The sequence below is a fragment of the Burkholderia perseverans genome (genome assembly GCF_022870505.1).
Classification (GTDB): domain Bacteria; phylum Pseudomonadota; class Gammaproteobacteria; order Burkholderiales; family Burkholderiaceae; genus Burkholderia; species Burkholderia plantarii.
The window spans coordinates 132,101-152,546 of sequence record NZ_CP045094.1 but is presented as its reverse complement, the minus strand read 5'-3'; the positions used below and the strand labels follow the sequence as shown (position 1 = coordinate 152,546).

The 20,446-nt window shown below is 69.0% G+C and carries 15 protein-coding genes; 8 read left to right on the top strand and 7 right to left on the bottom strand.

Annotated elements, in window-relative coordinates; translation table 11 throughout:
• Positions 1-778: 778 nt before the first annotated feature.
• The 4 genes from BpN12_RS15160 to BpN12_RS15145 form a co-directional block, all read right to left on the bottom strand.
• Positions 779-1,957: a hypothetical protein gene (locus tag BpN12_RS15160; protein ID WP_246796403.1), complete on the bottom strand. Its 1,179-nt coding sequence runs from the start codon at positions 1,955-1,957 to the stop codon at positions 779-781.
• Positions 1,958-1,977: 20 nt separating this feature from the next.
• On the bottom strand, positions 1,978-4,377 hold the full coding sequence (locus tag BpN12_RS15155) for a TcfC E-set like domain-containing protein (RefSeq protein ID WP_246796402.1): 2,400 nt from the start codon (positions 4,375-4,377) through the stop codon (positions 1,978-1,980).
• A 140-nt stretch (positions 4,378-4,517) separates the two neighbouring features.
• The gene (locus BpN12_RS15150; RefSeq protein ID WP_246796401.1) at positions 4,518-5,051 is read right to left on the bottom strand and encodes a CS1 type fimbrial major subunit; all 534 of its coding nucleotides are present in this window, start codon (positions 5,049-5,051) and stop codon (positions 4,518-4,520) included.
• Positions 5,052-5,185: 134 nt separating this feature from the next.
• Positions 5,186-6,079 carry a hypothetical protein gene (locus tag BpN12_RS15145; RefSeq protein WP_246796400.1) on the bottom strand — a complete coding sequence of 298 codons (894 nt, stop codon included), beginning with the start codon at positions 6,077-6,079 and terminating at the stop codon, positions 5,186-5,188.
• Positions 6,080-6,473: 394 nt separating this feature from the next.
• On the opposite strand from BpN12_RS15145, the gene BpN12_RS15140 reads away from it, so the two are divergent.
• From BpN12_RS15140 to BpN12_RS15120, 5 genes are read left to right on the top strand one after another with little or no spacing between them, the layout of a single operon-like run.
• Entirely contained in the window at positions 6,474-7,505 is a 1,032-nt protein-coding gene (locus BpN12_RS15140; RefSeq protein ID WP_246796399.1) for a TRAP transporter substrate-binding protein, read from the top strand.
• Between the two features lie 4 nt (positions 7,506-7,509).
• Positions 7,510-9,402: a TRAP transporter large permease gene (locus tag BpN12_RS15135; RefSeq protein WP_246796398.1), complete on the top strand. Its 1,893-nt coding sequence runs from the start codon at positions 7,510-7,512 to the stop codon at positions 9,400-9,402.
• A gap of 19 nt (positions 9,403-9,421) precedes the next feature.
• Positions 9,422-10,492 (top strand): LacI family DNA-binding transcriptional regulator, encoded by a 1,071-nt coding sequence (locus BpN12_RS15130; protein ID WP_246796397.1) that lies wholly within the window; start codon positions 9,422-9,424, stop codon positions 10,490-10,492.
• On the top strand, positions 10,489-11,526 hold the full coding sequence (locus BpN12_RS15125) for an NAD(P)-dependent oxidoreductase (RefSeq protein ID WP_246796396.1): 1,038 nt from the start codon (positions 10,489-10,491) through the stop codon (positions 11,524-11,526). Before BpN12_RS15130 ends, BpN12_RS15125 begins: the two co-directional genes overlap by 4 nt.
• Positions 11,523-12,347 (top strand): amidohydrolase family protein, encoded by an 825-nt coding sequence (locus tag BpN12_RS15120; RefSeq protein WP_246796395.1) that lies wholly within the window; start codon positions 11,523-11,525, stop codon positions 12,345-12,347. Before BpN12_RS15125 ends, BpN12_RS15120 begins: the two co-directional genes overlap by 4 nt.
• An 88-nt stretch (positions 12,348-12,435) precedes the next feature.
• On the opposite strand, the gene BpN12_RS15115 is transcribed toward BpN12_RS15120, so the two are convergent.
• On the bottom strand, positions 12,436-14,421 hold the full coding sequence (locus tag BpN12_RS15115; protein WP_246796394.1) for a cell wall anchor protein: 1,986 nt from the start codon (positions 14,419-14,421) through the stop codon (positions 12,436-12,438).
• A gap of 341 nt (positions 14,422-14,762) precedes the next feature.
• Between BpN12_RS15115 and BpN12_RS15110 the strand changes: the two genes are divergently transcribed.
• Positions 14,763-15,092, top strand: a complete 330-nt coding sequence (locus BpN12_RS15110; protein ID WP_246796393.1) for a helix-turn-helix domain-containing protein — start codon at positions 14,763-14,765, stop codon at positions 15,090-15,092.
• On the opposite strand, the gene BpN12_RS15105 is transcribed toward BpN12_RS15110, so the two are convergent.
• Complete coding sequence (locus BpN12_RS15105) at positions 15,093-15,731, bottom strand: hypothetical protein (RefSeq protein ID WP_246796392.1); 639 nt, start codon at positions 15,729-15,731, stop codon at positions 15,093-15,095.
• Between the two features lie 498 nt (positions 15,732-16,229).
• Between BpN12_RS15105 and BpN12_RS15100 the strand changes: the two genes are divergently transcribed.
• On the top strand, positions 16,230-19,133 hold the full coding sequence (locus BpN12_RS15100; protein ID WP_246796391.1) for a hypothetical protein: 2,904 nt from the start codon (positions 16,230-16,232) through the stop codon (positions 19,131-19,133).
• 437 nt (positions 19,134-19,570) lie between these two features.
• On the opposite strand, the gene BpN12_RS15095 is transcribed toward BpN12_RS15100, so the two are convergent.
• A complete protein-coding gene (locus BpN12_RS15095; protein WP_246796390.1) occupies positions 19,571-19,870 on the bottom strand; it encodes a hypothetical protein in 300 nt (99 codons plus the stop codon).
• On the opposite strand from BpN12_RS15095, the gene BpN12_RS33460 reads away from it, so the two are divergent.
• Positions 19,762-20,094 carry an SEC-C metal-binding domain-containing protein gene (locus BpN12_RS33460; RefSeq protein WP_425306343.1) on the top strand — a complete coding sequence of 111 codons (333 nt, stop codon included), beginning with the start codon at positions 19,762-19,764 and terminating at the stop codon, positions 20,092-20,094. The genes BpN12_RS15095 and BpN12_RS33460 overlap by 109 nt on opposite strands.
• Positions 20,095-20,446: the final 352 nt, after the last annotated feature.

Here is a 20,446-nt window from a genome sequence, read left to right as displayed (position 1 = left end):
ATGTGCCATGCGCGCGCGAACGCCCGGGCCGATCATCGACCCGCACGTCGCCGCGCACCCCTTTCCCCATTACCTCGTTACCCCGCCTTGCCACCCGTCGTCGGTTCGTGACGGACGGGTGGCAAACGTTTTCGTCGCCAAATAGGGGATGACCCTCGTTTGGCATCAGCAGGGGATAACGGCCTCAATCTCAAAATTTAGGTAGGTGTAAACCCTTACAACCCCCAAATACCCGGCAACCAGGCCAAACGTTTGCGGATTCGTGTCACGTGCGTGACCTTTCGCTTTCGAATGGCCGACGAAAATCCGGCCGCGCACCCGGCTGGTGCGCGTGGCCGCCATGTCGGGACAGGCGAGGTGAGGCCGTTACCACGCTCGCGCACCGGCCCACGCGGGGTGCGCGACGGCACCCGCGACCGGTCGGCGGCGAGGTGAAACCTGCTTGGCAAGCCGTTGTTGGCGTTCTCGTTCTGTTTTGCGGCGAGGCTGTGATGTGAAGCGTCGGTGGCTGATGGTTCGTCCCGACGCGAGCCGTTCGCATGCACCCCGTGAACGTTATCCCCTGTAGCGTGGCCAGGCAGGTCGGAGCGTCTCATGAAGCGCGAAGCGGCGCGCGCGGCCGATGCGAACCCTTCCGCATCGGCGCGAAGCGAACCGGCGGCACGATGCACGGCCGCGCCATGCCCCGCAACGGCCGGCCGCGCCGTTGCGGAAAAGTGGCGACATGGCGTGCCGATCGGCCCGAAACCGAAACAGTCGGCCGGCGCGAAGGAAGGCGCTAGTCGAGATCGGAATCGAACGTGAGGACCAGCAAACCGGCATAGCTCCGCCCGCGCCGCATCTGGCCGGTCCCACCGGGCACGGTGCGAAACGTCAGGCGCGCCCGCCGGACGCCGGTACCTTGCGGTGAAATCGGCGTGAACACGCGCGGCGCATGCGTCAGGCGGCTGTTGATGGCCTGCCGGCCCGTGTCGTCCATCAGGCCGGCGTCGGTCAGCAGTACCTCGACGCCGATCGGCGGGGTCCTGCCGTCCTCCGCGATGCCGCAGCCATCGCCGACCGAGTACAAGCAGACCATGCTGATCGATACCGGTCCGCGCGCGCCGAAATCAAACTCGGTGCTGCCCGTCAGGATCGGCGGCATCTGGCTCTGCCAGGCGAGCCAGCTGCTCATCGGCTCCAGTTCAACGGTGAGCGCGTTGCTGTTGTCGTCCCTCAGGAAGTGGACGTACATGTCCGGTTCGACCGACACCACGAAATGGAGCATGACGTCGTCGGTGTTGCCCTGGAAATTCCGTCCGAAATCGAGGTTTTTGCCCGGACCGAACTGGTACAGGTAGCTGCCTCGATAGACGCCGGGGCGCCACGTCCACGGCTGATCCAGCGTGAGCCGATAGCTGAAGCTGACATCGCCGATTTCCACCGAATCGAGGCCCGGTTGCGGCGGCCCGTAGTAGACGCAATATCCGCTGCTTGCGCTGTTGAACATCGCGTAGAACGGCGACTGCCCCCATGCGGTGCCGCCCACGAAATCACAGCCCGAATGCCCGATCGACGCGGCAGGCGACGCCGGGAACCGGTTGGCGGACAGGCCGATCGACGTCACCCGGAAGTCGAGCGAACGCGTGAAGCCGGCATCGTCCGCCATCGTGACGAAGGTAAACGACGGGGTGTCGAAACCGATATAGAAACGGTCCTCGAACGGGGCGCTCGGGTCCTTCGACAGCTGCTTCACGCCGAGATGGCCGCCGGCGTTGCCGGCCCACGGAAACAGGATGCTGAAGTTGCCCGGCGGGCACGCCTGCGGATGATCGACGCACATGCCGCTCTGCGGCGTCGTGTTGACGAGGTGGCCGTTCGTCTGGGCAAGGTTGCCGTGGTAGGTCGCGGTGAGCGTCAGGTCGGACGCTGCGGCGTCGTGCCTCGCACCCGCGCCGGTCAGGATCGCCAGCGCCATCAGGCCGGCCCGATATCGCTTCATCGACATGTCAGGTCTCCCAGCACGGCCACCCCGCTCGCGTCGGGCCGCACGATCCGGTGGCGCAGATCGACGTGGCAGACGTCATGTCCGCCGTCGAAGATCTCGATGGTCGGCCGCTGCCGGCTCACCTCCATCGTGAACACGCCGTCGCTCTCCGGCCAGGCCTGGCCGGCGTGATTGACGATGCGGATGCCGGTGCGCGGCCGGCCGTTCGCATCCACGACGCGCCCCACCACCGTGATGGTGCGGATCGCGTCGAGCCTGCGATGCACCACGCCGCCGGGGAACAGCTGCACCGACATCGATTCGGGATGGAAACGCACCCCGCCCGACTTGCCGTCCAGCTGGTCGAAGCTCAGGTAGGCGGTGCGATACGGATCGACGGCCACCAGGTTGCGCCCCGCATGCAGCGTCACGAACTGCCCGTCGCTCATGCGCGCCACCAGGCCGGCGGGCAGCGCGGCGCCATCGGAGCCGACGTCGAGCACCACCGCCGAGCGCGCCGCGCCGAGATCCGAGGCCGCCTCGCCGATCGCCCAGCCGCCGATCGCCGTGGTGCTGCGCAGGTTCAGGCCCAGCGATGCGTCGCCGCTGCCGGTCGCGTACTGCACGTAGCCGTCGCCGCTCAGGTGACGCGCCGAGAAGCGCGCCGACGCCGTGGCCGAGCTGCCGCCGCGCGCGTAGTTGCCGGCCACGTCGATCGACTGCACCACGCCGTGCGCGAAGTTGTGCTGGTAGCCGAGGTTCACCGAGCGGTCGAGGCCGGCCGCCGTGCGGCCCGCGCCCGTGCTGACGTTGAACTGGTCGCTGCCGCGCCCGAAGGTACCGGTCAGGCCGATCATCACGCCGTGCTCGCGCTGGCGGATGTCACGGCCCGTCCAGGCGGCCGGCCGGTCGTACAGGCTCACGAATGCCTGGATCTGCGTGCCGCCGTGGGTCACCAGATCGCGATAGAACGACAGGTCGATGGTGTGCTGGGCGTGGACGTGGTCGAACCGCAGGCTCGTGCTCAGGCGGTTGTGCTCGTTGATCTGCCATGAGCCGACCACGCTGCTGTAGCGCGAAATGTCGGTGTAGACCGGCAGCGGGCTGCCGTCGTAGGTGCGCACGCGGCGGCTGTATTTGTGCTGCGCGTAGCGGTGCGTGACGGCCAGGCTCGCGGTGCCCGCGCGCAGCGTGCCCTGGACCTCGAAGCCCGAGCCGCGCCGCGACGAATAATAGGGATTCACGTAGAGCCGTGCGCTGTCGTTGAACTGGTAGTCGACGAACAGGCCCACCGGCGTGTCGTCGCCCTGGTAGGACACCGTCACGCCACCGCGCAGCCGCGGCGTGAGCAGGTAGCCGAGCTGCGCGCCGCCGGCCCAGTCGCCGCGCCCGGTATCGTCGAACGCGCCGTCCCACAGCGCGAAGCGGCGCCCGCCGTAGACACGAAACCGCCAGCGGCTGCGGCCGTTCCAGTTGGTCGGCTTGTAGATGCTCTCCGGCGTGCTCGATACCAGCTGGTTGCCCTCGTAGAGCCGCACCTCCACCGTGTAGATACCGTTCGGCAGATCCTCGGTGGGCAGTTCGGTGACGCCGGGCTGCACCACCCGCGTGCTCAGCATCCGGCCGTCCTTGTAGATCTCGACGCGGCCGGCGCGGTTCGCGTTGACGGTCAGCGGGATCATGCTCGCGTGCCGGTCGGAGCGCAGCAGCGTGTCCGACGAGCCGATCGAGAAGCCCGCGATGGTGTCCGCATCGGCGTAGGGCAGCGGCGCGAGGTTGCCCTGGTCGGTCGAATTGTCGGGCGCGAAGATCCCGGCGCGCGCGTAATAACCGTGGAACTCGCGCTGCAGGTAGGCGTCGTTCAGGTACTTGCGCCACTGGTCGCCGCCGAAGCCGCCGAACGAGCGGTAGTGTTCGTAGACCACCTGCAGGTCCGAGTAGGCGGTCCAGCTGCCGAGGTTCGACGATATCGACAGGTCGTAGTTGAGGCTGCTCGCCCCGCCGCCCGGATCGCTCACGAGCGACAGGCCATGCGAGAGCACCGCGCCGCCGCTGCCGTGCGCGGGGGTGGTGAGATAGGCGGCGCCGGCGGCATCGTCGGCGCCGCGGTCCGTGAACAGGGCAAGCTTCGAATCCGCGAGGCCGAACGCACTGCGCACGATGCCGGCGCGGCAGTCGAGCCCCGAACAGGTGCCGAGCGTCAGGCCGCGACGCAGCACGGCCTCGTACTCGTTGCGCCGCTCGAGCGGAATCGTGCTCTCGGCGCCCGCCATCATCTGCGTGAGCGTGACGCGATCGTGGCGGTCCAGCACCACCATCGCGTCGGCCAGATAGCGACCGTCCACTTCCACCCGAACGGCCAGCGGCGCGTCATGGATTGCGTTCGCGAAGCCGTCGGGCAGGTCGTTCATGTAACGGGCCGGCAGAAGCTCCAGCTGTCCGGCAAAGCTGCGCGCGGCGGCAAATGCGAGCAGGGCTGCGCAGGCGAGGCGATGGAGTCGGATCGGCACGAGGTCGGTCTGGCACGCGGATCATGAACGACGGGCGGGCATTACTGCGCCGGCGCCGGCTGGAAGTCGAACACGAGCGCGGCCGTGCCCTGATAGGACTGGCCCGGCTTCGGCTTCGCGTCGTCCTGCACGTGCAGCGTCAGCGCGCCGTCCACTTCCGCGCCGGCCTTGTCGTTGTAGATCTGCTGCCCGGTCGTGCTGAGCACGACCGGCGTCGTCAGTGCGCTGCCGCTGATCGAGGCCTGCACGGGCAGATCGTCGGTGGCCACGCCGTCGCTGAGCACGATCGGGTACGAGAGGCTGGCCAGGATCACGCCCCCGGCGCCGGAACCCGTGCCCATGTTGTTGCGCATGCGCAGGCCGATCACCGGCGGGTTGCGCAGCTTCTGCGTGTTTTCGTCGTAGACGAAATCCACCGCATCGGCCGGCCAGCCGCCCACGGCCTTCACGTAGGACGTGCCGGACGGCACCGTGGCGCGCAGCTGGATGTTCTGCTGCACGATGTCGGCGTGCGCGACGCCGACCACCGCAGCGGCAGCGGCGATCGCGGATCGGAAAAAGAGCTTTCTAAGCATGACTGAATACCTCCTGGGTTGATGAATGCGGCCGCCATGGAACGGCCGCGTGGCACTGACGTTTCAGTCAGCGGGAAAGATGGAAACGAACGAATCGGACGAATCGGGCCCGCCGCGCGAACCGGCGCGGCCGGCTAGAAATCGAACCGCTTGTGGCGCGTATGCCGGCCTTCCTCGAGATCGAACGCGATCGACCGGACATCCTGTTTCTTCACCGTCAACGTGCGGCCCGGCAGGATGAAGTGGCGCGACGGCTCGTCGTCCGCATGGCTGCGGGCGCTCACGCGGTAGTTGTCGAGCACCACGGTGGTATTGCCGTGGTTGACGATGCGCAGCGCGTCGGGTGTGTCGTCGAAGCGCGTGTCGTAGTGCTCGTGGCTCGGGCGCACGAACACGATCTCGCCATAGCCGATCAGCACCTTGATGCCGGCGCGGGCGGCCCGGCGCTCGACCTCGGGCGACACGTCGAAGCCGGCCTTGCGCGACGGCTGGACCGGCAGGTAGCGCACGCGGAAGTACTGCTCGACCTCGCGCTTGCCGACGTAGAGGATGCGGGTGCTGCGCGCGCCCTGCGGCGGCACGATCAGCCGGTTGGGACTGACGATCAGGCGGTCCTCCAGCGCGCCGTCGCTCGGCTGCGGCGACTCGTGAAGGTGGTCGTCGGCATCGAAGACGATGCGCTTGATCTCGACGGCGACGAAGCCGGTTTCGTCGCCGTCGTTGCGGATCGGTTTCATGATCGAGGAGGTATCGCCGGGCAGGTAGTCGTACAGGCCGCCGACGTTGAGCTTCGGGCCGGACGGCGCGGGCCCGGACGCGGTGGACGGGGTGGGGTCGGCGGCCGAGGCGGCCGAGGCGGGCGACGCGGCCGGCGCCGCGGGCTCGGCGGACGCCGCGTGCGCGGCCATGCCGATGGCCAGCATCGTCGCGCCGGCGCCTCGAACTACGTATCGCCGGGCCATGCCGGACCGGAAGAACCATCGCGCTGCGTGCATCCCCCGCAGACCCCCGTTTGCTTTCGCATCCAATTGACTTGCTCCCGAACACCTGGCGTGGCCGGCGTCGCGCCCCGGCAACGTCGTATTGCCTCTTTCTCAATCACCCGTTGGTTTTTATTTGCGTATCCGAACACCGGCCGCAATCGAAACGCGAAGAACTATCGGTCATCACCCCATGTCGGGCCATCGTAAAACTACGAAACTGCCCGCCAATCCCGCGATAGATTTCGTCGCAGCGAAACGCGTTCCTCCCTGCTCCGTCCCGCGCACCGCGCCCCCCGACGGCGGGAAAACACCGAGTTGCAGCGGTGCGCTTCGTGGTTTACTGTATCGATACACTAAATCGATACAGTCGCTGCGTGGCCGTCGCGACGACTCACGACATCCACTCGCGCCAGGCGCGGCACCCAGGAGACACCACACCATGCAGTCGATTTCGAGAAGACGCTTCCTCCAGACCGCCTCGGCGGCCTCGCTCGCCACCGCGGGCCTCGGCCTCACGGGCCTCGCACGCGCCGACGCGCCGGTCGCGCTGCGGCTGTCGTCGTCGATGCCGGCCAACGAGAACGCGGCGCACTACGTCTGGTACCAGGATCTGGCCGCGAACCTGAAGGCGAGCGTCGGCGACCGGATCCGCATCGACTTCTTCCCGAACAACCAGCTCGGCAAGGAAAGCGACGTGGTCCAGCAGGTCAAGGTGGGCGCCGTGGACATGATGGTGGCGGGCTCGTCGATCTGGGCCACCGCGCTGCCCGAACTCGGCATGCTCGACCTCGGCTATCTGTTCGACGGCTTCGACCACGTCGGCCGCGCGATGGACGGCCCGGTCGGCGCGAGCTTCGACAAGCTGCTGCAGCAGCGCGCCGGCTGCTCGATCATCACCTGGGGCTACTCGTTCGGCGGGCGCAACGTGTTCACCAAGAAGCCGGTGCACTCGCTGGCCGAGCTCAAGGGCATGAAGCTGCGCGTGCTGCCCACCCCGGCCTTCATGGACACGTTCCGGCTGATGGGCGCGGTGCCCACCCCGATCCCGGTCGGCGAGCTCTACATGGCCGCGCAGACCGGCGTGGTGGACGGCTTCGAGCACGACTGCGCGACCGTGCTGGCGAGCAAGTTCGACGAGGTGGTGAAGTCGTGCTGGCAGACCCAGCACGTGTTCAGCCCGATCGTCGTGACGATGGGCCGCCGCGCGCTCGCCAAGCTCCCGGCGGACCTGCGCGGCCCGTTCCAGGCGGCCGTGCAGGACGCCACCCGCAAGCAGCGCCAGACCGCGATCCAGACCGCCGCGAACGCCGAGCAGGAACTGAAGAAGCGTGGCATGAGCTTCGCGCCGATGTCGGCGGCCGACCGCGACGCGGTGCGCCGCGAGATGCAGGCCAAGCTCTACGCGAGCTTCGCGAAGCAGTATCCGGCCACCGCGCCGCTGTTCCCGGCGATCGTCGCCGCGCGGGGCTGAACCGATGAGCGCCCTGTCCACCCCGTCGGGCCAGGCCGCCCCTGCCGCGCCCGGCTTCGGCGAGACCACCCGGCTCGCGCGCGGCCTCGGCCACCTGCTGCGCGGCATCGAGCATGTCTGCGCGGCGGTGCTGGCCGCCGACGTCGCCGTGGTGTTCATCTCGGTGATCTACCGCTACTTCCTGCACGACCCGGTGGACTGGGCCGAGGAGGTGGCGGGCGCGCTGATGATCGTGCTGGTGTTCTGCGGCGCGGCCACCGTGCTCGCGCGCAGCCAGCACGTGGGCGTGGACCTGTTTCGTGGCCTGCTGCCGGCGCGCTGGCAGCCCGCGCTGGTGCAGCTCGGCCACTGGGTGATCGCGGGCGTGGCGGGCAACCTCTGCGTGTCGTCGTGCCTGCTGCTGGTCGACTCCTACGGCCAGATGACGCCGAGCGGGCTGCCGGCCTGGATCGACGTCTATCCGCTGGTGGCCGGCAGCGCGTTCATGGCGATCTTCGCGCTCGCCAACGCACTGAACGGCCCGCGCGCCACCGTGCTCGGCACCTTGCTCGGCTGCGTGCTGGCCACCGCCGCGGTGGTGGCCTGGAACACGTTCGTGCCCGGTCACGCGCTCTCGCCGGGGCTGCTGCTGGCGGCGGGCTTCTTCGGCGGGCTGCTGCTCGGCGTGCCGATCGGCTTCGTGCTGGCGCTCTCGGCGCTGCTCTACTTCCTCGCCGATCCGTCGCTGCCGATGCTGGTCTACGCGCAGCAGGTGATGGCGGGCACCGACCACTTCGTGCTGCTGGCGATCCCGTTCTTCGTGCTGGCCGGCCTGCTGATGGAAACCAACGGCATGTCCTCGCGCCTGATCGAGTTGCTGCTGCGGCTGTTCGGGCGCGTGCGCGGCGGCCTCGGCCTGATCACCATCATCGCCACGGCGTTCTTCTCGGGCGTGTCGGGCTCGAAGCTGGCCGACATCGCCGCGGTGGGCGGCGTGGTGATGCCGGCGGTGCGCCAGAGCGGCGAGGATCCGAACGAGGCCGCCGCGCTGCTGGCCTGCAGCGCGGTGATGGCCGAGACCATCCCGCCCTGCGTGAACATGATCATCATGGGCTTCGTGGCCAACATCTCGATCGCCGGGCTGTTCCTGGCGGGCGTGGTGCCGGCCGTGGTGCTGGCGGTGGCGCTGGCCGCCGTGGCGGTGATCGCCGGGCGCCGCATCGACGTGGCCGCCGCGCTGCCGAGCCCGCGCCACTGGCTGCCGCTGGCGGGCGGCGCGCTGGTCGCGCTGCTGATGATCGCGATGATCGGCAAGGGCGTGACCTCGGGCATCGCCACCTCCACCGAGGTGTCGGCGTTCGCGGTGGTCTACGCGCTGCTGGTGGGCTGGCTCGCGTTCCGCGAACTCACGCCGCGCTCGATCGTGCGCGTGTTCGTGCGCTCGGCGTCGATGGCCAGCAGCATCCTGTTCATCGTCGCGGCGGCGTCCAGCGTCTCGTTCGCGCTGACCGTCGAGCAGATCCCGGCGCTGGTGTCCGATTCGATGATCGCGTTCGCGCACCAGTACGGGCCGACCCTGTTCGTGCTGCTCTCGGTGCTGCTGATGATCGTGTTCGGCGCCGTACTCGAGGGCGCGCCCGCGCTGATCATCTTCGGGCCGCTGCTCACGCCGATCGCCACCCAGCTCGGCATCGACCCGCTGCACTTCGGCACCGTGATCGTGGTGGCGATGGGGCTCGGCCTGTTCGCGCCGCCCGTCGGGCTCGGCCTGTTCGCCACCTGCGCGATCACCGGCACCGACGTGAAGGCGGTGGCGCGCCCCATGCTCAAGTATCTGGTGGTACTGTGCGCCGCTCTGGTGGTACTGATTCTGGTGCCGTCGTTTTCATTGTGGTTGCCGAACCGCTTCGGCCTGTAGAGCGTCAACACACCCAGCCATGAGCACCATTCAGGATGTCGCGCGCCGCGCCGGCGTGTCGGTCAGCACGGTATCGAACGTCCTCAACGGCCGCACCGACCAGATGCGCGAGGAAACCCTCGCGCGCGTGCGGGCCGCGATGGACGCGCTCGACTATCGCCCGAGCAAGCTGGCGCGGCAGCTGAAGACCGGCCAGACGCCGCTGGTCGGGCTGCTGGTGCCGTCGATCGCCAACCCGATGTACGGCTACATCGCGCGCGAGGTGGAAACCCTCGCGCAGGAGCGCTACGGCCACCGCGTGCTGATCGGCAACACCTACCGCGATCCGGTGAAGGAGGCGTCGTTCTTCGACGACCTGCTCTCGCAGGGCGTGCGCCGCGTGATCGTGATCTCGTCGCTGGCCGACGAGCGCCATCTGGAGACCGCCGCCGAACGCGGCATGGTGGTGGTCAGCTACGACCGGCGCGCCACCGACGGCGGCCACACGCGGATCGGCCACGTCACGCCCGACAACTTCGGCGCCGCGCGCCTGGCCACGCGCCACCTGATCGCGCACGGCCACACGCGGCTCGCCTACGCCACGCTGGCCGGCATGACGATGAGCCGGCGCGACAAGATCGACGGCTTCCTCGCCGCCGCCGGCGAGGCCGGGCTCGCGGCCGGCGCGCGCGTGCTCGACAGCGGCACGGTCGACGAATACGGCGATTCGATGATCGCCGAGAACGGCCGCGCGCTGGCCCGGCGGCTCGCGGCCGAGCCCGCCGCGACGCGGCCCAGCGGCGTGGTGGCCGTCAACGACCTGATGGCGCTCGGCCTGATGGCGGGACTGCGCGAGGCGGGCCTCACGGTGCCCGGCGACGTCTCGATCGTCGGCATGGACGGCCACTTCCTCGCCGCCATCTCGAACCCGGCGCTGACCACCGTGCAGCTGCCGGTGCCGGCCATGGCCGCCGCGATGGTCGAGCGCGTGATGCGCCGCGACGATGCCCCGGCCGCGGCCGAGCCCACGTTGTTCACGGACATCTCGCTCGTCGAGCGCGAATCGGTCGCGCCGCCGGGAGCCCCCCGGCCAACCAGGAAAAAGACATGACCCAGGTATTCGTGAGCCATCCGCGCCACATGCTCGACCATTATTTCGGCGCGCGCGCGGCCGCCGCGCTGCGCGCCGTCGCCAGCGTCCGGTTCAACGACGCCGAGCGCGAGCTGAGCACCGACGAGCTGATCGCCGCCGCGCGCGACGCCGAGGTGATCATCGGCTACCGGCAGACCCCCGCGCCGCGCGCGCTGTTCGCCGCGCTGCCGAAGCTGCTCGCGTTCGTGCGCTGCGCGGTGGACATCCGCACCATCGACGTGGCCGCCGCGAGCGAGCACGGCGTGCTCGTCACGCAGGCGAGCGCCGGCTTCGTGCCGGCCGTCAGCGAATGGGTGATCGGCGCGATGCTCGACCTCGCGCGCTCGACCAGTGCCTACGCGGCCAGCTACCGGCGCGGCGAGCCGCCCGTGCCGCGCATGGGCCGCGAGCTGCGCGGCGCCACGCTCGGCGTGATCGGCTACGGGCAGATCGCGCGCTATCTGTGCGAGCTGGCGCTCGGGTTCGGCATGCGCGTGGTGGTGGCCGATCCGTTCGCCACCGTCACCGACCTGCGCATGCACCAGGTCGAACTCGACGCGCTGCTCGGCGAGGCCGACTTCGTGGTCTGCCTCGCGCCGGCCACGCCCGACACGCGCAACCTGATGGACGCGCGCGCGTTCGCGGCGATGAAGCCCGACGCGCTGTTCATCAATGCGGCGCGCGGCGAGCTGGTGGACGAGGCCGCGCTGCTCGCGGCACTCGATGCCGGCCGGCTGGCCGGGGCCGCGCTCGACGTGGGCCGCGCCGCCGACCAGATGCCGTCGCCGGCGCTGGCCGCGCATCCGCGCGTGCTGGCCACGCCGCACGTGGGCGGCCTCACGCCCGGCGCGATCGAGCACCAGTCGCTCGAAACCGTCGCGCAGACCGAGGCGCTGCTGCAGGGGCGCATCCCGGCCGGCGCGGTGAACGCGGCGCAGGCACGGCGGCTCGCGCAGCGCTATCCGGCCGCCGCCGCCGCCGCTTTGGCCGGCGCGCCGGAGCAGGCACGATGAGCGCGCCGCTGCGATTCGACGGCGCCTGCGACTGCCACGTCCACGTGTATGAAGCCGGCTATCCGCTGGCCGCGAGCGCGACCTTCGTGCCGCCGCCCGCGCCCGCCGCGGCCTGCCGCGAGATGCAGCGCGCGCTCGGCCTGTCGCGCGTGGTGGTGGTGCAGCCGACCGGCTATGGCTTCGACAATCGCTGCACGCTCGCCGCGATCGCCGGACTGGGCGACGGCGCGCGCGGCGTGGCGGTGGTGCCGCGCGAAGTCGACGATGCCGAACTTCAGCGGCTGCACGCGGCCGGGATTCGCGGCGTGCGCTTCATGATGCTGCCGGGCGGGCTGCTGCCGTGGGACGCACTGCCGGCGCTGGCCGCGCGCATCGCGCCGCTCGGCTGGCACATCGACCTGCAGCTCGACGGCCATGCGCTGCCGCACTACGAGGCGCAGCTCGCGCAACTGCCGGCGCGGCTCGTGATCGACCATCTCGGCAAGTTCCTCGGGCCGCTCGCGCCCGACAGCGCGGCGCTCGCCGCGCTCGACCGGCTGCTGGACGGGCCGCGCTGCTGGGTCAAGCTGTCGGCGCCCTACGAAAGCTCGCAGGACGGCCCGCCCGGCTACGACGACCGCGCCTGGCTCGCGCGCCATCTGGCCGAACGCCATCCCGAGCGCTGCCTGTGGGCTTCGAACTGGCCACATCCGAACGTGAAGCCGGTGCCTGATGACGCGCGGCTGCTCGACTGGGCGCTGGGCTGCATCGACGACGACGCGGTGCGCCGCAAAATCCTCGTCGACAATCCGGCCGAGTTGTACGGGTTCGATGCGGTGTGAAGGTGGCCTGAAATCGATCTGAAGCCGACGGGAAGCCGGGGCGCCCGGCACCGCAACCGGCGCGGGCGCCCCATGCCCGGCTCACCGCTCAGGGCTGGCCGTACTGCCAGGTGTTGAGGTAGTACTCGCCGCCCGCCTGCCAGCCGAGCTGCACCTGCACCGACTGCTCGACCGTCGAGAAGGCGTTCGGCGTCAGCACGTCGGTGAAGCGCGAGTTGAACACGAACGGCGACGGCGTGCTGCCCGGGCTCGGCCCCCACATCGTCGCGACGTAGGTGGTGGCGGGGAAGTTGGTCCCGGCCGTGCCGAGCGAATTGATCGACGCCCAGAAGTTCGGATAGAGCGCGCCGGCCGGCGTGGTCCAGTCGATCGTGGCCGAGGTGCCCGGCGCGCTCTGGGTGCCCGAGCCGCCCGGCGTCAGATAGTCCGCGATCACGTCGGCGCCGAGCGTCTGCCACGCCACCGCGGCGCCCGCCGCGGCCGCCTGGTTGCGCCCGATGTTCTGGATCGTCTGCGTGCGCAGCTTGGTGCCGGCCATGTCGTAGAGCGTGACCGAGTAGATGCCGAAGTTCGGGATCGTCGAGACGTCCTGCGAGCTCGGCGCGTATTCCGGCTGGCCGTGCGGCGTGAACGACGTCGTGCCGCCCGCGAGCGGCGCCCACGCCCACTTGTAGGTGGTGGACATGCCGCCGTCCGCGCGGCCGAACGCGCCCGTGGCCGGCGCGCTCAGCACGCCCGTCGGGATCTCGAGGAAGCCGCCGCCCGTGCCGTTGCCGGCCGTCTGCAGCCAGATGCCGGCGGCGGGCAGGCCCGGCCCCGTGACGAACGCCGAGCCGAGCTGCGTGGAAACACCGTTCACCGGCACGTAGGTCGGGATCTGGATGTCGAGACCCGACTCGTAGTGCGCATTGGCGGCGTTGGCCGCATCCGTGTACTGCACGCGCCCGACGAACGAGGCGATGTAGCTGTAGTCGAGCTGCTGGTTGCCGATCACATCCCACTTGCCGTTGGGCAGCTGCTGCACGTAGTCCATGCCGAAGTCGGGCGTGCCGTCCGGATCGGTCATCAGCAGATAGACCAGCGCGGCCGGATTGCTGATGCCGCTGATCGTGCCGGCCGGCACGAAGGCCACCGTCTTGATGGCGGTCAGCACCGTCCCCTTGGTGAACAGCGTGTGGCGGTCGGCGAACCCCGCCACACCGGTGCCGATGCCGTTGTTCAGGTAGCTCGCGTCGATCGCCGTCGCGCAGTTGCCGTCCGAGGCCGCCGCCGCGCCGCCCTGCACCGCCGAGGCGCAGGCCGCCAGCGTGGCCTGCAGGCTCGCCAGGTAGTTCGCGGGCTGGGCCGGTGCCGCCAGCGCGGTGGCCACGCGGGTGGCGGAGGTGAGCTGGATCGCCGTGTCCGGATCGGCCAGGCTCGTGATCTGCAGGCCGGCGCCCGAAGCCGAGGGCGTGACCGCCACCGAATCGATCACGGCGTCCGCGCCGGTCTGGTCCGGCGTGAAGGCCGCGCCGACCGGGTCGAGATTGGCCGCCACGCCGTTGGCCGACAGGATCGGCGCGAGCGCCGCGTCGAGCGTGGCCACCGCCGTGCCGATCGCGGCCGGCGTGATCGCCGCCGCGTTGCCGGCCAGCGTGGCCGGGTCGCCCGACGCCGTCATCAGCGCGGCGACGGCCGTCGTCAGCGGCGTCACGTTCGCCGTGACCGGCACGCCGCCCGCCGTGACCGTGCCCGCCACCACCGAATACAGCACGCCCGACACGCCGGTCGGATCGGCCGCCGTGATCAGCAGCGGCGCGCTGAGCCCGGTCAGCGACACGCTGTAGCCGCCGTCGGCGCCCGAGGTGGCCGATACCGTCTTGCCGTTCGCATCGGTCACCGTGACGATCGCGCCGCCCAGCGCGGTGCCGATCGCCACCGTGCCGCTCATCGAGCTGGCCGCGGCCGTGGCCGGCGTGGTGCCGCCCGACGATGCGGGGCTGCCGCCACCGTCACCGCCGCCGCATGCGGCCAGCGTGAAGGCGGTCAGCGCGCACAGCGCGAGCCGGGTGATCGCCGTGTTGGTTGGTTTCATGGGTTCTCCGTAATTGAGTGTGGTCCGGGGTGGGGTCGGCAGGTGCGTCTCGACATCGAATCGACGCATCTTGTTTGATGAGTTAACACTACATGAATTGACGTATATAGAGAACATCCGGTTCGTCGGTCAAGCCGTCTCGCATCGCACCGGGCCGACCTGGATTCGCAGCCCGCTCCGGCTGTTCCGCCCCGCCAGCATAGGGAGAGATCAGGACAAACCGTGTCCGGTACCGGCCGACGATCGTCTCCTGGATGTTTTCGTGATGTTGACTAAATACTACATATGTTGACGTGTCTATAGCGTCGAGAATCAGTCATCAGGCAGGCAATATTCCCGCCATGGCCATCCGTCGCGCATCCCCCTCCCCCAGCCAGCCCGCGCCGATTTCGACGGCCCTCGGCAAGCGCATCAAGGCGTGCCGGCACGAGGTCGAGAAATCGCAGGAAACGCTCGCGTTCGAGGCGCACGTCGATCGCACCTACATCTCGGCCATCGAACGCGGCATCGCCAATCCCTCGATCGAAACGCTCGCGAACCTCTGCCATGCGCTCGGCATCACGCTGGCCGCGCTGTTCGAGCCGCTCGACGGCGTGTCGCTGAAGCCCACCGGCACGCGCCGCATCAACGCCGCCACCCCGCCCGACATCAAACGCAGCCGGCTGCGCTGATCAAGCCGGCGGCGCGCCGATCGACAGCGCGCCGTCGAGCAGCACCGCCTGCCGGCCGTCGGCCGTGACGTAGCAGCCCCGCCCCGGCCGGTCCGGCATCGCATGGGTCAGGCGCGCGTTGTGGGCCGCGAGGCGCGGCGCCGGTTCGGCCGGATCGAGCATCAGCAGCGTGTCCGCCGCGAAGCGGTGCCCGTGCGTGCGCCCTTCCACGCCCACCGCCAGCGCGGCATGGCAGCCCGTCTCGTCCGGCCGCCGCCAGCTCGCCACCACCGGCCTGCCGCGAGCCAGCTCCCGTTCGCAGAAGCGCGCCACCGCCTCGTGCGACTCCGCCTCCACCGCCGTGCGCAGGCCCCAGCGCAGTTCCGCCAGCAACCCGCGCAGCTCGCCGAGCGTCACGCCGTGCAGGTAGTGCGGCCACGCGCGATCCCAGAACACCGCACCCGCGTCGTCAGTGGCAACGCGCAGGCCGGACGGATCGCGCAACAGCCCGAGCAGCGCCAGCGCCATCGCCGCGCAATGCAGCGCGCAGCCGCCTTCCCAGGCGCCCTGCCTGCTGTGCAGCGCGGCGTCCGAACCGGCGACGCCGAGGCGGCGGCCGGGCTGCAGGGTCGGCAACAGTTTCTGGACGAGAAATCCCATGCGTGGCGCGCTCCGGCCGGTGATCGACGAAGGCCCGAGTCTAGGCGGGCGGCCGGACAAATCGTGTCCGATGCGCGGCGTCGTGGGGCGGGCGGTTGGCGGCCGGCGTTGATCCGCTTCGGCGTGCGCCGTGATCGACCAGGTAACACGGCCGCCGGCTCTCACGGGCCGCGTCGCGCCGCTCGCGAACCCGGCCTCCGCGCCAGCTCCCGCCTGGCCATCACGGCACCGCGCGCGACATCCGTGTAGCGCGTTTGTGCTACAGAAATCGCCCGTGGCCATTCCTATACTCACGCCCAAATAAACGGCACCGCGACGCACGTCACCGCATCACGCGGCGCGCCGTTGCCGACATGGCCAGCGAAACACCGCGCCGCCAGCGCCCACGCGAGCGCCGGCGCCACGACGGCGCCGCCCGCTCGCACCGAGGCCGCCCGCCATGCCACGATTCGCCCGTCCCGGGCGTGATTCGCAGCACCCACTCCATGAGATACCAACATGACCACGCCAAACTTTGAAGTGCTCGTCCACGTGCATGACCTCGGGGACATCACCGTCGGCCCGGACGAATACGCCGGCGCACGCGGCAAGGACAAGACCCTGGAAGGCTTCCAGATCCGCTTCCCGGCCGCGGCGGGACTCGGGCTGCGCTACATGGCCCACGTCGCCGAAACGGGCGACACGGGCTGGCGCGTGGACGGCGAGTTCGTCGGCAGCCGCGGCAGGAACGCGCCGGTGCAGGGCTTCGCGATCACGCTGACGGGCGAGAAGTCCACCGAGTACGACGTCGTCTACATGGCGTATCAGCACGGTGGCGGCGAGACCGCCTGGTGCGCGAACGGCGCGTTCTGCGGCACGCGCGGCCAGTCGCTGAGCCTCGATGCGATCGTGGTCAAGCTGGTACCGAAGTTCGCGGTGCGCGTGCATGTGCTGGGCGCAGGCGACGTCACGGCCGGCCCGAACCAAGCCGCCGGCGCGCCCGACAAGGGGCTGCCGCTGAGCGGCTTCCAGATCCGGCTCGCCGCGACCTCCGGCCTGTCGCTGCAATACATGGCGCATCTGTCCGGCACGGGCGACACCGGCTGGGTCAGGGACGGCGAGTTCCTCGGCAGCGAGGACGGCCGGCCGTCGGTGGAAGGCTTCGCGATCAAGCTGACCGGCGACCATTTCGCCGACTACGACGTCTTCTACCGGGCACACGACACGCGCGGCACCGACACTGCCTGGTGCGCGAACGGCGAGTTCTGCGGCACGCGCGGCCAGTCGCGCCCGCTCGATGCGATCACCGTCAAGCTCGTACGCAAATTCTCGGTGCTGGTGCATGTGCAGCAGCTCGGCGACATCACCGTCGGCCCCAACGAATACGCCGGCGCGCGCGGCGACGGCAAGGCCATCGAGGGCTTCCAGCTCAAGTTCGCCGCCCCGGTCGGCCTCGGCATGCGCTACATGGCGCACGTGACCGGCAAGGGCGACACCGGCTGGGTCAAGGACGGCGAGTTCGTCGGCTCGCGCGGCCAGAACGCGACGATCCAGGGGTTCGCGATCGAGTTGACCGGAGAGAACTTCACGCGCTACGACATCTTCTACATGGCGTACCGCCACGGCGGCGGCGAGACCGCCTGGTGCTCGAACGGCGAGTTCTGCGGCTCGCGCGACACCGCATCGAAATTCGACGCGATCGTCGTCAAGCTCGTCAAGCGCGCGCCGAACTACGTGTCGATTGTCTCGAAGGCGCGCGCGGCGTCGGGACGGATGCTGCTCATCACCGGGCATCCGGCTCGGGGCAGCGTGACGGTGGACGTCCACGGCGACGAGAACTGGCAGACCTGGGACCAGCGCCTGGTGCCGAACCGCTCCGGCTTCTTCCTGATCAGCAAGGCCGACCCGACCCGCTGCATCGCGCGTCGCGGCAGCCGCGAGCCGGTCGCGCTCGCGGACATTCGCTCGGCCAAGCTCGAGGACTGCATCTGGCGCAACGACACCGTGCCCGGCCTGTACAACGCAATCAACTGCCTCAGCGATTGGGAGTTGAAGCTGAACATGGTCCGCTCCGATGCGTATCCGGACCACGGCAACACGCTGCAGATCTTCAACTGGGACGATGCATCTCCCTACGAACTCTGGCGCACCACAACGCAGCGCTACGACGTCGTCGCCGGCGGCGATGAACACGCGCTGAACAGCGTGGCCGAAGCCATTTACCGCGGCTGCTATCCGCAGGTGTTCAAGGCGTCGATCGACGTGGGCCGCGAAGGCCTCGCCACGGTCGGCTTCGACATGCGCACCGCGCCGGTGTTCAGGCTCGCGCCGCCGGCCGTGCGGCCGCGGCAGCTGGAACAATCGGGCCTTTCCGCCGGGCAGCAGGCGTTGCAGGAACAGGCCGAAGCGGCCAGCTTTTCCGCCAGTGTCGCCCAGGTGCGACTGACGGCGGGCGGCGCGATCGCCGCCGAGCTGGACGCCCGGCTGGAGGCCGCCGCGACGGTCCGGTTCGACCGCAACAACCGCCTGACGATTCATCTCGACCGGGGCGAGCTGCAGGTCGCCGCGGGCCAGATCGACGAGCCGCTGCGGACCATCCTGGAACTCGCGCTGAACCAGGCCTTCCTGCCGCTGCTGCTCGACTACCTGAACCGGGAAATTCTCGGGCGCATCGCGATTCCCGCGCTGGACCTGAACGGCGTTCAATTCGCCTCGCCGGTGGTCGCCGTGCAGCCGCCCTACCTGCTCGGCTCGACCTGCATGATGCCGGACGCGGCGGTCGCCCCACCGCCGTCCGGCTGGCCGCGCGGACGCCTGTTCTGCGGCGTCGATGCACCCACCCTGGATGCCGTCGCCACCACCTTCCTGAAAGACATTTCCGTGCGTGACCGGTGGAGCTGCGACCTCGGTATCACGACCGTCTCGGCGGAGTACTGGCTGACCTTCACCCAACCCCGGTTCCAGGTGACGGCGGGAGCGGGCAACCGGTACCGGCTGTCGATCGGCGTGGACGGCGGCGCGAAGCTCGCCGCCTCGACCTTCCTCGGCGACGTCGGCTTTACCGCCAGTGCCGACGGTTCGGTACAGGCCGAGGCCTCGATCGAGATCACGCCGGAGCGGAAGGTGAAGATCGTGTTCCGGGCGCTCACCAGCGTGGACGTGGGCTGGCATTTCCACGGCCTGCCCGTCATTGTCGACGCCGGCGTGTTGTTGAATCTCTTCAATCCCGTCATCAGGGACGCGGTCACGGCGGCGCTGCGCGGCTTGACGTTCGACGTCTATACGATCCCGGAGATCAAGACGGTGATTGGCGGGAGGGATGTCACGATCACGCTGCAGAACCTGGGGCTCGATTCGATGCAGGACGCGGCCAGGAAGGCGCTGGTGGTGGCGGCGGGGGAGGTGGACGTCAGGCTCGGTTGAGGGGTGGGTGGGCGGGTCGGTGGAGGGGTACCGATGCCGCCCTTGCCATGAGCCACACTGAAACGGCGAGCCGGCTGGGCTGAGAGGCGCCAGTCCGGTTCGGGGTAGGAGGCCGGGAGATCGTTCGACGACAACCTGTCTCTTACTCCCACGCCGTACCTAGATCCGCATCGCCATCGCGGTACGATCGATTGCGCCCTGCTCTCCTTTTTGGACACGCGGGAAAGCTACGAGGTACGCGCCACGGTGCGCGATCCAGGCACGTGAAATTAGCTTGCGGTCCGCGAAAGGATCCGCTCGCGTCTCGGCTCCGATAAAGCACGCTCATCTCACTCCTGGGCGCCGATCACAGAGCGAATTGCGACCAGTTCGCACGCTGCCTGCTGGATGTTACGAAACACGAGGTGAACCGGACGTCGTGAGTAACAACACGATAATCACTGCGGCTCAGGTGAAGCCCGACGTTGCCTCGCTTCCACATGCATATTGACCGGTGTAGCTCCCAAGACACGTGTGACCATCGACGCAAGAAAGCGGCCAGGTGCGAGTTCCTCCGGCGTCTCTTCTTCGAGGATCGCCACCTTCGGGAGCCGGGTAATCTCGCAATCAACGTCGGACTCGATAGCCGGTGCCGGCAGGTCTTCCTCTTTGCCCAATTCTAGCCCGGGTTCCGGCACGCCTTCGGCATGCGTTTCATCTCCGGTGTCGAGTATTTTGGCATCGTCCGAATATTCCATTAAGAGATGGTTTCAAAAAGAGCCCAAGGGCTGTTAACTTTTTCAGCATCCTGTTGACCTTGGCCGTCGTGACAGACGGGCCAAGGAGATGGGTAATCGCTAGACTGCGCCAAGACGGGCCGCCTTTGCAGTGGGCATTTCCATCACCAGCACGGAAAATTGGACGCAACGAACGCTGCTACTGCGGTTCGGGGAGGAAGTTTAAACATTGCCACGGCAACTAGTCGTGGACGAAGTTGACATGTAAGCCATCTAGGATCGCAAACCACACAATCCCTTTCGCCAGATCGAGAGCCTGTTAAACGGTTTTCACTGCGGCTGAAGTCGACACAGAATGCGGCAGAAGAGAAGCAAACGCTGAATGTGTTCGACGGCACGCACCAGCCGAGAGACCGCCGCAACGCCGGGCTTCGCATTGGCGGATCACTTTCCGCTCCACGGTGATCGTTGCGGCGGCTTTTACAACCGCAGTCGTCGTCATTTGAGCTTCCCCTGAGATTTCGCCTTCCAAGAGGTCGTGTGTAAACTCGACGGAAAGGAAGGAAATCAAGCATGTTCAAGGTACCGAAACAGGTG